General features: G+C 67.9%; 14 protein-coding genes and 1 pseudogene. 9 read left to right on the top strand and 6 right to left on the bottom strand.

Annotated elements, in window-relative coordinates; all coding sequences use genetic code 11:
- Together VFP86_06360 and VFP86_06355 are read right to left on the bottom strand one after the other, a co-directional pair.
- On the bottom strand, window positions 1–95 hold a 95-nt coding region (locus VFP86_06360; GenBank protein ID HET8999251.1), incomplete at its 3' end, for a cobalamin-binding protein.
- Between the two features lie 27 nt (window positions 96–122).
- Window positions 123–788 (bottom strand): HAD family hydrolase, encoded by a 666-nt coding sequence (locus VFP86_06355; protein HET8999250.1) that lies wholly within the window; start codon window positions 786–788, stop codon window positions 123–125.
- 400 nt (window positions 789–1,188) lie between these two features.
- On the opposite strand from VFP86_06355, the gene VFP86_06350 reads away from it, so the two are divergent.
- From VFP86_06350 to cobA, 4 genes and pseudogenes are all read left to right on the top strand, one after another.
- On the top strand, window positions 1,189–2,850 hold the full coding sequence (locus VFP86_06350) for a nitrite/sulfite reductase (GenBank protein ID HET8999249.1): 1,662 nt from the start codon (window positions 1,189–1,191) through the stop codon (window positions 2,848–2,850).
- A gap of 16 nt (window positions 2,851–2,866) precedes the next feature.
- Window positions 2,867–3,067, top strand: a complete 201-nt coding sequence (locus VFP86_06345) for a hypothetical protein (GenBank protein HET8999248.1) — start codon at window positions 2,867–2,869, stop codon at window positions 3,065–3,067.
- Window positions 3,068–3,072: 5 nt separating this feature from the next.
- Window positions 3,073–3,756, top strand: a complete 684-nt coding sequence (locus tag VFP86_06340) for a bifunctional precorrin-2 dehydrogenase/sirohydrochlorin ferrochelatase (protein HET8999247.1) — start codon at window positions 3,073–3,075, stop codon at window positions 3,754–3,756.
- An 8-nt stretch (window positions 3,757–3,764) separates the two neighbouring features.
- Window positions 3,765–4,460 (top strand): annotated as a pseudogene (gene cobA / locus VFP86_06335) (uroporphyrinogen-III C-methyltransferase).
- A gap of 80 nt (window positions 4,461–4,540) precedes the next feature.
- On the opposite strand, the gene VFP86_06330 reads toward cobA, so the two are convergent.
- Entirely contained in the window at window positions 4,541–5,692 is a 1,152-nt protein-coding gene (locus VFP86_06330; protein ID HET8999246.1) for an ATP-binding protein, read from the bottom strand.
- Window positions 5,682–6,386 carry a response regulator transcription factor gene (locus tag VFP86_06325; GenBank protein ID HET8999245.1) on the bottom strand — a complete coding sequence of 235 codons (705 nt, stop codon included), beginning with the start codon at window positions 6,384–6,386 and terminating at the stop codon, window positions 5,682–5,684. The genes VFP86_06330 and VFP86_06325 overlap by 11 nt, the downstream gene beginning before the upstream one ends.
- Before the next feature lie 181 nt (window positions 6,387–6,567).
- On the opposite strand from VFP86_06325, the gene VFP86_06320 reads away from it, so the two are divergent.
- From VFP86_06320 to VFP86_06300, 5 genes are all read left to right on the top strand, one after another.
- On the top strand, window positions 6,568–7,302 hold the full coding sequence (locus VFP86_06320) for a methyltransferase domain-containing protein (GenBank protein ID HET8999244.1): 735 nt from the start codon (window positions 6,568–6,570) through the stop codon (window positions 7,300–7,302).
- A complete protein-coding gene (locus tag VFP86_06315; protein HET8999243.1) occupies window positions 7,296–8,498 on the top strand; it encodes an FAD-dependent monooxygenase in 1,203 nt (400 codons plus the stop codon). The genes VFP86_06320 and VFP86_06315 overlap by 7 nt, the downstream gene beginning before the upstream one ends.
- Before the next feature lie 3 nt (window positions 8,499–8,501).
- Window positions 8,502–8,993 (top strand): SRPBCC family protein, encoded by a 492-nt coding sequence (locus VFP86_06310; protein ID HET8999242.1) that lies wholly within the window; start codon window positions 8,502–8,504, stop codon window positions 8,991–8,993.
- Window positions 8,990–10,231, top strand: a complete 1,242-nt coding sequence (gene fabF / locus VFP86_06305; GenBank protein HET8999241.1) for a beta-ketoacyl-ACP synthase II — start codon at window positions 8,990–8,992, stop codon at window positions 10,229–10,231. Before VFP86_06310 ends, fabF begins: the two co-directional genes overlap by 4 nt.
- A gap of 71 nt (window positions 10,232–10,302) precedes the next feature.
- Window positions 10,303–10,695, top strand: a complete 393-nt coding sequence (locus VFP86_06300) for a hypothetical protein (protein ID HET8999240.1) — start codon at window positions 10,303–10,305, stop codon at window positions 10,693–10,695.
- On the opposite strand, the gene VFP86_06295 is transcribed toward VFP86_06300, so the two are convergent.
- Both VFP86_06295 and VFP86_06290 read right to left on the bottom strand, forming a co-directional pair.
- Window positions 10,696–12,018, bottom strand: a complete 1,323-nt coding sequence (locus tag VFP86_06295) for a phenylacetate--CoA ligase (GenBank protein ID HET8999239.1) — start codon at window positions 12,016–12,018, stop codon at window positions 10,696–10,698.
- A gap of 88 nt (window positions 12,019–12,106) precedes the next feature.
- Window positions 12,107–13,411: FAD-dependent oxidoreductase (locus VFP86_06290; GenBank protein ID HET8999238.1), on the bottom strand; the 1,305-nt coding region annotated here is incomplete at its 5' end.

The raw sequence follows: 13,411 nt of genomic DNA, 5'->3' as shown, positions 1-13,411 counted from the left end.
AAGTCACATTCGTGCGTGACCCCGACGATGTCGCCCGCGAGCCCGAGCGCGGAGACGATTTCGGTCGCGCTCGGCAGGAGCGTCGCAATCCTCATCGCCGTCCGGTTCGACACAGCGCGCACCTACGCCTTCGCGCTCCCGAATGCCGCGATCGTCTCCAACGTGACCTCTCCCAGACTCGCGACAACCAGGTCGGCTGCGGAGAAGTCCATCTGCCGGGTGAGCGCTGAAGGCACCGCGATGCACGTCATCCCCGCGGCCTTCGCCGAGCGCACGCCGTTCTGGCTATCCTCGAGCGCCACGCAGGTATGCGGCGCCATCTCGAGGCGCCGCGCGGCCAGGAGGTACACGTCGGGCTGGGGCTTCGCCTGTTGGACCTCATCGCCGCCCGCCGCCGCGTCGAACTGGGCCGTGAGCCCAAGTCGCTCGAGCACCCGGACGATCCAGGCGCGCCGCGATGATGATGCGACCGCGGTGCGCAGCCCGCGCTCCCGGAGCGCCGACAGGAGCGGCACGACGCCGGGCAGCGGCTTGAAGTACTCGTGCATCAGCGCGTCGGCCTGCTCACGCCACAGGGCCGCGACGGCCTCCGGGCTCGCCGGACTCTCGGGAACGCGAAACGGGTTCAGCGGATCCCACGGCCGGTCGTTTCGCCCGACGTTCAGGAGCCAGGAGGCGATCGGAAATGTCATCCCGTACCGGGCATAGATCGCCTGCCAGGCCAGGACCTCCGGAGTCTCGCTGTCGATGATGAGCCCATCAAGATCGAAGATGACGGCCGAGATCATGCCCAGCCAACTTTCGGGGGATCACGCGGAGGGTCCTGCGCGGCGCGCGGGCCAGGCGCATCCGGGGGATCGAACTTGACGAACGAACCGCAGTCATGATATATGTTCAACCGATGTCCCAGCATGTCGCGTTGGGAATTCAGCGGCAAGTATCCTCGCTATTCGGTCTGTGGTCGACCTCTGTTCGTCCTCGCGAGTGCATCTGTCCGATGCGGAGGCCCGAGTAAGCCTCCGCTCAGCTCTTCCAACTCTCTCACAATAGGTCAATAAACCCGGGACCTCCGCCTAGGGAGGCGGTTCCCCTTTCGGGTCCGGCCCTCTCATAGGGTGCGGCGCTTTCCCAGTGACACGATGTCGACCGGAGCGCCGGGCGGTGGCTCGCAACGTCGAGGAGGTTGCTATGGATGCCCCAATTAAGGAGTCCCAGACGCAGCGGGTCGAGCGGCTCAAGCGAGAACGCAATCCCTGGGAGATGCTCCCCGATCTGATTCGCTATGCGCAGACGGGCTTTGCCTCCATCCCCGCCGACGACCTGAATCTCCGATTCCGATGGTGGGGGTTGTATACGCAGGGCGATGGGCGAGGGGCGTTGGGGGGAGCCGTTCCGTATTTCATGGTGCGCATCCGGATCCCCAACGGCTTCCTCCTTTCGCACCAACTCCGCACGATCGCCGACTTGGCGGACCGCCACGCGCGAGGAGTGGGCGACATCACGGTGCGTCAGAACGTCCAGCTCCACTGGATCGGAATCGAAGGCGTTCCCGATCTCTTGTTCAATTTGTATCGCGCCGGCCTGACCACGACGGGCGCCTGCGGCGATGATACGCGCAACATGGTCGGGTGCCCGCTCGCCGGAGTGGACGCCGACGAGATCTGCGACGCCTCCCCGATCCTCCTGCAGGCCAATCGGATGCTCGAGGGCAATCCCGAGTTCTACAACCTGCCCCGCAAATACAAGGTCGGCATCACCGGCTGCCGGCTGTGGTGCTCGTATCCGGAGATCAACGATGTCGGGCTGACGGCGGTCGAGAGGGCGGGGAACGGTCCCGGAGAGCGGGAGGTGGGATTCAGCGTTCGCGTAGGCGGCGGCCTCTCGACGCACCCCCATTTCGGGGTGCGCCTCCCCGGGTTCGTGCGGTGGTCCCAGGCGCTGGCCGTCATCAAGGGGATCACCGAGATCTTCCGCGACAGCGCCATCCTGCGCGAAAGCCGGGAAAAGGCCCGTCTGAAGTTCCTGTTTCTCAATCACCGGTGGACGGCCGAGCAGTTCCTTGAGGAGCTCGAGCACCGCATCGGGTTTTCGCTCGATGCCGACGTGCCGGACGCGCCGCCGGAGGGCGCCTATCGCGACCACGTGGGCGTCCACCCCCAGAAACAGGACGGACTGTTCTATGCGGGGTTCGCGGTGCTGAGGGGTCGGATCAGCGCAGCCGAGATGCGGGCCGTGGCCGATCTTGCGGACCGCTACGGCGACGGCGCCATCCGCACCACGAACATGCAAAACATCGTGATCTTGAACATCCCCCGATCCAAAGTCGAGGGCCTGCGCCGCGATGCGACGGCGCAGGGATTCAGGCTCGAGGGAAGCCCATTCTGGCGCGGGACCATCGCGTGCACCGGGATGGAGTTTTGCAAGCTGGCGGTGGCCGAGACCAAAGGGTTCGCCCGGTGGCTCGTCGAGGAGTTGGAGGAGCGCGTCCCCGAGTTCGACGCGAACCTCAAGCTCCACATCACCGGGTGCCCCAACGATTGCGGACAACACTGGATCGCCGATGTCGGGCTGCAGGGGGCCAAAGTCAAAGTCGGCGGCGAGATGGTCGATGCGTTCGACATCTTCGTGGGGGGCGGCGTCGGCGCTCACCAGCGGTTCGCGCGCCGGATGAACGTCCGGGTCCCGGCGGCCGACGTCCCCGACACCCTGGCCCGCTTCACGCGCGCCTTCCTCCGGGAACGCACCGCGGGGGAGAGCTTCCACGCGTTCTGCGAACGGCACGGCGATGCGGATCTCCGGACCGTCCTCTTGGGCTCCGCCGCGAACGCCGGGCGGCCGACGGACGCGTGACCACGGGGGGATCAGCGTGCAGACGATTCGTGCGGATGAGAGCCGGGAGGTGACGATCATCTTCCCCGACGGCATCGCGGTGGAGGTGACACTCGCAGGGAAGAGCCTCGACATACAGGCGGCGGTGGGGGGACGCCCCGCGCTTGTCAGAACCGGCGTCGACGCGCGTCCCGTTGTCACCGTGGACATCGTCGAGCGGCGCGGGCCGGAGGAGTAAGGCGGATGACCCGCTTCTATCCGGTGTCGCTCCACCTAGAGGATCGTCCGTGCATCGTCATCGGACACGGGGCGATCGCCGAACAGAAGGTGATCGGGCTCCTTGAGGCGGGGGCCTGCGTGACCGTCATTTGCCCGAATCCGTCACGGCGACTCGACGAGCTCGCCGCCGACGGAGTCATCCGCCTTCATCGGCGAGCCCACGAATCTGGAGATCTCGCCGGCGTGTTCCTAGTGATCGTGAGCGTGGAGGATCGCGCAGTGCGCGACGAGCTGTGGAAGGAGGCAGAGCGGCGAAAGATCCTCATCAACGCGGTGGACGACATGCCCCACTGTTCGTTCATCGCCCCGGCCATTTACCAGCAGGGGGACCTCACCGTCGCCGTGTCCACCGCGGGCAAGAGCCCCGCCCTGGCGGTTCGTGTGCGCAACCGCATCGGCGACCTGCTCGGTACCGAGTACGGCACGCTCCTTGCGCTCCTCGGCGATCTGCGCGCCGGGGTCACCGCCCGCATTCCGCACACTCCGACCCGAACGGCACTCTGGTACCAGATCGTCGACTCGGACGCCATCGAATTCATCCGACGAGGCGATCTCGCGGGTGCGCGACAGCGCATTGCCGAGCTCGTGCATAACGCCGAGGATGAGCCCTCCGCGACGAGCGGCGGCTCCGTAGAGGCAACCGAGTGAAGCGGGGGATGGTCTACCTCGTGGGGGCCGGGCCGGGCGATCCGCGGCTGATCACCGTCGCCGGCCTCGAGGCGGTACGGGCGTCCGACGTGATCGTCTACGATCGGCTGATCGGCCCTGCGCTCCTCGACGAGGCCCCCGAGTGGGCCGAGCGGATTCCGGTCGGGAAGCAGCCGGGGCGGCACACAATCTCGCAGGAAATCATCCACGCGCTCCTCATCGAGCGCGCGCGGGCGGGGATGACCGTGACCAGACTCAAGGGCGGCGATCCGTTTGTCTTTGGGCGCGGAGGCGAGGAGGGAGAGGCCCTGCGGGCCGCACGCGTGCGTCACGCGGTGATCCCCGGAGTCACATCGGCGATCGCCGTTCCCGGCCTGGCGGGAATCCCAGTCACCCACCGGCGATACAGTTCCGCGTTTGTGGTGGTCACCGGGCATCAATGTGACGATCCCATAGCCATCGATTGGGATGCCGTCGCGCGGATTCCGACAGTGGTCGTGCTGATGGGGCTCCGGGCTCTCGCGCGCACGACGCGTCGGCTCATCGCGTCCGGCGTGTCCCCCTCGAAACCGGCCGCCGTCGTCTCGAGCGGCACGCTGCCGTACCAGCGCACGGTGACCGGGACGCTCGGAACCATCGCCCGTCTGGTGCAGGACGCGGCGCTCGAGCCTCCCGCAGTCCTCGTCGTCGGCAATGTGGTGAGCCTCCGCGAAGTCCTGGGCGCCACAGACCCCGGGGGCGGCGCGATCAGTGGTGCGGTGGGCGCGACTCGCGCGGAGCCGGCTTACGCGCGGGTCTGCCCCGCGGGATCCACAGCGGAGTCGGTCCGCCGGTCCCATCGAGCGGGGAGGACCGTCACGGGCGCGGCCTGCCGGGCCGGAAGCGTAAACCAGACGGTTGTCACCCCGTCCGCGCTCGTGACGCCTGTCTCTCCGCCGTGCGCCCCCGCGATCTCCCGGACGATCGACAGTCCGATCCCCGCGCCGCCCGTCTCGCGGGAACGCGACTTCTCGCCGCGGTAGAACCGCTCGAAGATGCGCGGAAGATCCTCGGTGGCGATGCCCTCGCCCGTGTTGGTGACGGCCAGCCGAACCCCATCGCCCTGGCGGTGCGCCGCGACCGTGACGGTGGATGCGGGAGAGGCGTATCGCCGCGCGTTGTCGATCAGGTTGCGGAGGCCTTGGCTCACCAGGTCTCCGTCCGCGTCGATCATAGGCAGCCTATCGTCGTGCGCTTCCGTGAGGGTGAGACCGCGGTTGGCGAACTCCGGGCCGTACACTGTGACCAACCGTTCGACGAGCGCGGCAACATCCAGGGGCGCGCTGCGGAGCTGGGAGACCCTGGCGTCGAACTGGCTCAGCTGGTGAAGGTCGTCGACGAGCCGGACCAGACGCAACACTTCCTCATGGAGCAATTCGAAGGTTTCATGATTCGCCGGGGCCACTCCGTCCCGGAGCGCCTCCAGGTACCCCTGGAGCGTGGTCAGCGGAGTCCGCAGTTCGTGGGCGACGTTGGCGACCAGATCACGCCGGAGCCCTTCGATGCGCATGAGGCTCGCCGCCATCAGGTTGAGCGACTCCGCCAGGCCCCCGATCTCATCACGGCCCCGCGCATCGACCCGGCGGGCGTAATCGCCCTGCGCGATCCGCTCGGCGAGCATCATCATCTGCTTCAGCGGCCGGACGATCCGCGTGACCAGCGCCCATCCGAGGAGCATGGCGATCGACGCCGTGATGAGGCTGCTGACGAGGAGGATCCGGCGGATCTCGACGTGGAACTCGGCCTCGATCATGGTGGGATCGATATGATAGCGCATCATGATCGCCATGAAGGTGTGCGCGGCCAGTTGCGAAATGGCGATGCCGGACACCACGACCGCGATCGCGATCACGAGCAACTGAACGGCGAGGAGGCGCCAGAGCAGGCTACCCCGCACGGTCACCGCCCACCAATTTGTACCCAACCCCACGAACGGTCTGGATGTACCGGGGACGGACGGGGTCGTCCCGGAGCTTCTCGCGCAATTTCCCGATGTGCACGTCGACCGTCCGATCGACCACGACGGCCTCGTCGAACGCGTACACATGCGCGAGGAGCTGATCGCGCGTGAACACGCGACCCGGAAACTCCATCAGCGCCTGCAACAACTTGTATTCGATCGGGGTCAACCGCACCTCGAGTCCGTCGAGGGTGACCTCGTGCCGTTCGAGGTCCATCGTGAGCTCGCCCTGCGCCAATCTCGCGGCCGCCGGCTTCGCGGGAACCGCGCGCCGGAGGATGGCGCGGACACGGGCGACGAGCTCGCGCGGGCTGAACGGCTTGGTCACGTAGTCGTCGGCTCCCACCGAGAGCCCGACCAGCTTGTCCACCTCCTCGACCTTCGCCGTGAGCATGAGGATCGGGACGTTGGACGCCTTGCGGATCTGCCGGCAGAGGGAGACGCCATCGATGCGTGGCAGCATCAAATCGAGAATGATGAACCCCGGATGGTGCCGCTGGAACACCTCGAGCGCCTGCGGCCCGTCGTACGCGGCGAGCACCGAGAACCCTTCGCGTTCGAGGTACATCCGGACCAGCTGGATGAGTTTGTGGTCGTCGTCGACGACCAGCACGGTTGCATCCTCAGCCATCGTCTAAGCCTCCGCGCAGTCGTCGATCGCTGCTTAAGGAACCCGCTCGTGGCGGAACTAGAGTACGCAGCCATTACGATATGAATTTCATATAAAGATTTGATGAAGGCGCACGGGGGGCCTCCCAAAGGCGGCCGGAGACGTTACGAGGCCGTGAATCCGGACCCGTAGGCTCGGTGTGATGAGGTGCGCGTCGTCTGCGACCCAGCCCGAACTCATGGACGATCCGGAGTGCTCCGTTCCCGATCTCCGAGGAGCCCTACGCGATCTCGAGCGGCTGAACCGGTTCCTTGGCGGGCACGCGGCCGTCCGCCGATACCTCGACCTGATCCTCCCGGTGTGGCGGACACGGACAGGCGGGGGATCGGACGCGCTGGCGGTCCTCGACGTGGGCACCGGGGGGGCGGATGTACCGGCCGCCGTTGTCGAGTGGGGACGGCGCCGGCTGGTCCCGGTGCGGGTCGTCGGCGTGGACCATCACTCGACGATCACCCGCATCGCCAGGGAGAGGGCCGCCGCCCACCCGGCCGTGCGCGTAATCCTCGCGGACGCGACCGCGCTGCCGTTCCGGGACGCCAGCTTCGACGTCTGTCTCTGCAACCTGACGCTCCATCATCTGGCCAGGGATCATGGGATCGCGCTCCTGAGGCGATTGCACCGGCTGTCGCGCGTGGGCTTCCTCGCCGTCGACCTCCTCCGGTCTCCCGGGGGCTACGGCGGCGTGTGGCTCCTCACGCGCCTATCTCGGAACCGGCTGATCCGCCACGACGGCCCCCTCTCGATCCGCCGGGCCATGTCATGGCCCGAGTACCGCCGGTTCGCTGAAGACGCGAGCATCCCGGGGATGCGGGTGAGCCGCCTCCCCCTCTTTCGGATCGCATTCTCCCGAATCCGGTTGGCAGCCGATCCTTGCTGATCGTTGACGCGGTCGTCGTCGGAGCCGGACCCGCCGGAAGTGCGGCCGCCGCGCTTTTGGCGAGGTGGGGGTGTCGCGTGGTGGTGCTCGATCGGGCCAAGTTCCCACGCCCCAAGCCGTGCGGTGACTATCTGAATCCCGGATGCGACGCAGTCCTCGACCGCATCGGCGCTCGTGGCGCCGTCGCCGGTGCCGCCGTGCCCGTCACGGGGATGCGCATCGTCGCCCCCGACGGCACGCAGGCGGCCACGAGGTTCTCCACCGGTTCGGGATATGCGGTGACACGGACAGCCCTTGACCACCTGCTTCTCGCCAACGCGGGGAAGGCAGGAGCCTCCGTCATCGAAGACGCCTCCGTGGTGCGCCTCGATCGGGATGATCTGCGCATCCGGGTCACGGCCGAACGCGCCCGCGGGCAGAGCCGATCGGAGCAGTGCCTCGCCCGCGTCGTGATCGGCGCGGATGGACTCCGGTCGAAGATTGCCCGCATGATCGGGGCAGGAGATCCCCCTCGACGCGGCCGGTTCACCATCGGAGGCTACGTGGAGGGGCTCACCCCGGTCGGGCCCGATCGGCATTCGTTCGGGGAGCTTCACCTGGCCGGCGACCGTTACTGCGGCGCCGCTTACCTCCCCGATGGCCTGGCCAATGTCACGATCGCGCTCGGACACCGTGCGTTGCGCGCATGGCGGGGACCGCTCGAGGCGCACTATTGGGCCGCCCTCCGCGCGTTCCCCGGACTCGCCAGCCGCGTGGCGCGCGCCCGGCTGGTCGGGGGGCTCCGGACCTCCGGCCCGCTCGCCTTCTGGCGCCGCTCGGCCCCAGATCCGAGAGTCCTCCTCGCCGGAGACGCCGCGGCGTTCATCGATCCGATGACCGGGCAAGGCATATATCTGGCGCTCCGGGGCGGGGAACTCGCGGCCGAAGCGGTCGTGCGCGCGCTGGACCGCGGCGGTCCCACCTCGCGCACCCTGGCCGGATACGAGCGGGCCCGCAGACGGGCGTTTGGCGGCGCGTTCGTCCTCTCGCGCCTGCTGCAGGCAGCCACATTCCGGCCGCCGCTCGCGGCCCGCGCGGTGCGCCGGATGGCCGTCCGCCCCGATCTGGGCACGCGGTTTATCGACGCGGTCGGAAACGTCGCACCGGCGACCTCGGTGTTCCGCCCCGGGTTCCTCGCCGGACTGCTCGGGATCTGATCCATGCACACGGAAACGGCGGTGCGGATTCAGGGGAGCGCGGACGCCGTGTTCGCATACGCGGCACGGGTCGAGGACTGGCCACGCCTCCTCCCCCACTACCGGCACGTCCGGGTGATCGCCTCCCGGGCAGGGGGGCGGGTCGTCGAGATGCGGGCCCGCCGGGGCCGGATCCCGGTGTGGTGGTGGGCCCGGCAAGAAGTGCTCCCGGCCGAACGGCGGATTCGCTATACGCACGTGCGCGGGGTCACGCGGGGGATGGAAGTCGAGTGGCGTATCACCCCCGAGGGGGAGGGTGTCGTGGTCACGATCGTCCACGACCTATCCCTGCGGTGGCCGGTGATCGGCCGGGCCGTCGCCGATTGGATCATCGGGCCGAAGTTTGTGGACCCGATCGCCCGGGCGACCCTCCGGACGATCAAAGCGTTGGTCGAGCAGGACGCCGCCCGGCATGTCCGAGACGCGGCCCTGCGGAGCGGAGGTGGACAGCTGTGAAACGCCGGGTGGTCATCACGGGGATCGGTGCGGTGACGCCGATCGGACACGGCAGCCGGGGACTGTACGATGGGTTGCGCCGCGAAACATCGGCGATCGACCGCATCACGCGGTTCGATCCCGAACCGTTCCCGTCCAAAATCGCCGGCGAGGTGCGGGATTTCGACGCCGCGGCATACCTCGAGCCGAGGCGGCTCAGGCGCTTGGACCGGTACTCGCAGTTTGCCGTCGCGTGCGCGCGGATGGCGATCGAGGATGCCCGCCTCGACCCATCAGAAGAGGACCGGGATGCGATCGGGTGCTTCGTGGGCTCGGCGGTCGCCGGGGCGGCGTTTGCGGAGGAGCAGCACACGGTGTTCATGACGCAGGGGATCCAGCGGGTCAGGCCGACCCTCGCGCTGTCGGTCTTCTGCGGGGCCGCCTCCTGCAACATCGCGATCGAGTTCGATCTCCGGGGGCCGAGCAGCGCGAACTCGGACAGCTGCACGAGCGGGGCGATCGCCATCGGGGAGGCGTTCCGGACCGTCCGGGACGGCTACGCCGAGATCATGCTCGCCGGAGGGGTCGAGGCGCCCCTCACGCCGCTCATCTTCGGGGCGTTCGGGATCATCCGGGCGATGTCGATCCGCAACGCCGACCCGGCCCGCGCCTGCCGGCCGTTCGACCGCGGCCGCGACGGATTCGTGATGGCCGAAGGGGCGGCCCTCCTCGTCTGCGAGGAACTCGAGCACGCGCGCCGCCGTGGGGCGTCGATCTACGGGGAGGTCCTCGGGTACGGCACGTCGAACGACGCGCATCATATGGTGGCCCCGCTCCCGTCAGGCGTGCAGGCCGCGCGCGCGATGCGGTGCGCGCTCAACGAGGCGGGGATTCCGGCTGAGGCGATAGGATACGTGAACGCACACGCGAGCAGCACCCCGCTCAACGATACGACCGAGACCCTGGCGATCAAGCAGGTCATGGGGGATCACGCGTACCGGATCCCGATTAGCGGGACCAAGGCCCTTCACGGTCATGCGCTGGGCGCCACCGGAGCGATCGAAGCGGCGATCTGCATGCTGGCCTTCCGGCATGCGTACCTCCCCCCGACGATCAACCTGGAGGACCCCGACCCGGAGTGCGACCTCGACTACATCCCCGGCCACGGGCGGGAGATGGCGGTCGACTACATCCTCAGCAACTCGTTTGGGTTCGGCGGGATCAATGCGTCGCTCGTGTTCGGCCAGGTCCCGGCGTAGCGGGCGCCGTGTCTGATATGGTGATCCGGTGGGCATCAGTGGTGGTGACCCTGGTAGGGACGGAGGCCCACATGCCCCACGAGATCGAACCATTCGTGCTCGCCGTCGTCGTGGCCCTCGCGGCGGCGTGGCTCGTCGCCGTTCGGGTCATCCTGAGAGTCGGCGAGCACGGGCAGAAGATCTGGGTGTGGCTGGTCACGCTCTGCGGTGCGGCGGCGGCGTGTGGATTCGCGGCGATGATCGTGGCGGACCTCGTGGAACCCCCGCGAACGATCACGGGGACGGTGCAGTCGCTCGGGGACACGACGGATCGGAAAACCGTCTCCGCGTATCGCGTGGTGGTCGGTGGAACGTCGTACGGCATCCGGCGGACCGACTACGAGAAACTCCAGATCGGCGAACGGATTCGAGGACAGGCCGGCGCTACGTTCAATTTCCTGCAGCGGGTCGAGGTTCTCCGGTAGTCAGCGGGACCGTTCGTCGACCACTCGGCGAAGTTTGGCGCCCTCGCTCCGCGGCAACGTCCCCGGCGGCACGATCTTCACCCGGATCGCGACCATCGTGACGCCACGCAGGCGCTCGGTGACGCGCGCGGTGAGGACCCGCACCTCGGCCTCGCGTGCGCGGAGCGCGTCATCGTGCGGGGCATACGCCGGCGCCGACTCGATCCGCACCTCGAGGTCGTCCAGCATTCCCTTCCGCGTCACCTGCAGCTGATAGTGCGGAGAGAGTTCGGCGAAGTCCACGACCACCGCCTCGACCTGCGAGGGGAAAATGTTGATGCCGCGGATGATCAGCATGTCGTCCGTCCGGCCAACCACGAGGGACATCCGGACATGGGTGCGGCCGCAGGGGCAGGGCGATGGATCCAGCGACGCGAGATCGCCCGTCCGGTACCGGATCACGGGGAGGGCCTCTTTGGTCAGGGTCGTGAACGTGAGCTCGCCCACCTCCCCGGGGGGCACCGGATCCCCGGACTCGGGATCGAGCGCCTCGACCAGAAAGTGGTCCTCAAACACGTGCGATCCGTCCTGCGCGTCGACGCATTCATTGCTGACGCCCGGCCCGATCACTTCGCTCAACCCGTAGATGTTGACCGCACGGACCGGGAGCAGCCGCTGGATCTGCTGGCGCATCTCTGCGGTCCACGGCTCCGCTCCCAGCACGGCGTACCGGAGCGAGAATCGCTTGGGGTCGAGGCCGCGGGCCAGGGCCGCCTCCGCCAGCGTGAGCAGGTAGGAGGGGGTGCACGCAATGACTCGGGGCTCAAAGTCCTGGATCAGCAGCAGCTGCCGCTCGGTGTTCCCCCCCGAGACGGGGACGACCGTCATCCCGAGCAGTTCGCCGCCGTAATGCATGCCGAGGCCTCCCGTGAAGAGCCCATACCCGTAGGCGTTGTGGAAGACATCGCCCGGCCGCCCGCCGCTGGCGGCCAGGCAGCGCGCGCACACCTCCGCCCAGACGGCGATGTCTTCGCGGGTATAGCCGACCACCGTGGGTTTGCCCGTCGTGCCCGAGGACGCGTGGAGGCGAACGACCTGATCTCTCGGCACTGCAAACAGGCCGAACGGATAGTGATCGCGCAGATCTGTCTTGCGCGTGTTGGGAAGGCGGCGAAGATCGTCGAGCGTCCGGATCTGGTCCGGGCCGACCCCTGCCCGATCGAACGCCTGTCGATAGAAGGGGACCCGCGCGTGGGCGCGCCGCACCACCGCCTGGAGGCGGGCCAACTGCAGGGCGGCCAATTCCGCCCGCGGCATCGTCTCGGCCGGAACGTTCCAGATCATGCGTGGAGTGTTACCAGGGGTCGGAGTACCGTTCCTCCATCCACGGATCGCCGCGCGTGTCTGCCCGGGGCTACGCCCCGGCGGAACGTTACTTGGGGACGGGCGTCTCTGCGTGCGGGACCGGACCGGCAGGCGCCGTCCCCGCCCCGCGGTGCGGGTTACCGCTCGCGGCCGCCACCGTTTCGGGGAGGAGGTATGCGCCCTGCGTGTACAGCATGTCCTGCAAATCGTGCACGGCCAAGGGCTGCTCGGTGAACCGGGGAAACGTCAGGTGGGCCCTGATCGAGAGCACCGCGGCCACGCCGGCCGCCTGTCCTTCTTCCATGGTGGTCGGCACCACGCGCGTCGACCCGGCGGCTTCATACGTCGCCGAGATCGATCGGCTGGCGACCAGCAGGTTGTTGAATCCCACCGGCACCAACGACCGTAGCGGGATCGTGTAGACGTACCGGTGGGCCGCGTACGGGTTCAGTTCGCCCGGCCGGTACGGATGCAGATCGATCGGATAGCTCGCGACCCCGATCGCATCCCAGAAGACACGAGAGTCGACGATGTCGTGCACGGTCAGCGTGTACAACCCCCGGATATGCCGGGTCTCGCGAATGTAGAGGTAGTCGGCGGACCCCACCACTTCAGCGTCCTTGAACCCCTGCGCATGCGTGCGGAGGTACTCGACGAGCGGCGCCAGCTCGGCACGCCCGCGGCGCAGCCCGGCGGCGACCGAGGCGGGATCCGTGCCGTCGACATCGTAGATGAGGAGCCCGTTGATCAGCGCCGACTGGTCGTTTTGGCGGCCAATGTTCAGGTCGTAGATCCCGACGCCCGGCTCGGTGGGACGATACTCCCGCATGATCTCGCTGAATCCCCAGATGTTGCCGCGGTAAATCCCGCCGCGCACTCCTTTGGGACCGTGCGGTGCCGTGACGTACGCGACGGCTTCCGGCCAGTTGATCCCGTCCACCTGGAAGACCAAGGTCGCGGCCATCATCTTTCGATCGATCCCCGAGTCCTCCCGGCCCAGCGTGTACGGCACACCAGCCATCGCGGCCAGGTCGGCGTCATCCGTCGCGTCGATGATCCGCTTGGCGCAGATCGCCTGACGCTCGTGGGTCTGGAGGTCCTTCACAACCACGCCGACGACCTGATGTCCGTCCACCAGGACTTCCACCGGCTTGGTCAGCAGGCGCAGGGTGAGGTTGGGCTCCCTCCGGACCTCCTGGAGGAAGACGTGCTTGGCCAGTTCCACGTCGAAGGTCATGCCGAGCTGCGAGTAGATGTCCATGAAGATGCCGCGGGCGAGGTGGATCCCGTTGGGACCAAAGTCCATGTCGAACATGTTGAGCATCGAGCCGGTGAGATCGCCGCCGAGGTACGGCCGGGCCTCCGTCAGCAC

This window comes from bacterium, assembly GCA_035703895.1.
Classification (GTDB): Bacteria; Sysuimicrobiota; Sysuimicrobiia; order Sysuimicrobiales; family Segetimicrobiaceae; genus Segetimicrobium.
Note: the sequence above shows the minus strand (reverse complement) of the source record. Positions and strands in the feature narration are given on the sequence as shown.

Bases quoted from the DNA above. Each gene is read 5' to 3' on its own strand.
- VFP86_06340 (HET8999247.1), top strand. From the start codon at position 3,073: ATGACCCGCTTCTATCCGGTGTCGCTCCACCTAGAGGATCGTCCGTGC.
- VFP86_06325 (HET8999245.1), bottom strand. From the start codon at position 6,386: ATGGCTGAGGATGCAACCGTGCTGGTCGTCGACGACGACCACAAACTC.
- VFP86_06300 (HET8999240.1), top strand. From the start codon at position 10,303: ATGCCCCACGAGATCGAACCATTCGTGCTCGCCGTCGTCGTGGCCCTC.
- VFP86_06355 (HET8999250.1), bottom strand. From the start codon at position 788: ATGATCTCGGCCGTCATCTTCGATCTTGATGGGCTCATCATCGACAGC.
- VFP86_06310 (HET8999242.1), top strand. From the start codon at position 8,502: ATGCACACGGAAACGGCGGTGCGGATTCAGGGGAGCGCGGACGCCGTG.
- VFP86_06350 (HET8999249.1), top strand. From the start codon at position 1,189: ATGGATGCCCCAATTAAGGAGTCCCAGACGCAGCGGGTCGAGCGGCTC.
- VFP86_06295 (HET8999239.1), bottom strand. From the start codon at position 12,018: ATGATCTGGAACGTTCCGGCCGAGACGATGCCGCGGGCGGAATTGGCC.
- VFP86_06320 (HET8999244.1), top strand. From the start codon at position 6,568: ATGAGGTGCGCGTCGTCTGCGACCCAGCCCGAACTCATGGACGATCCG.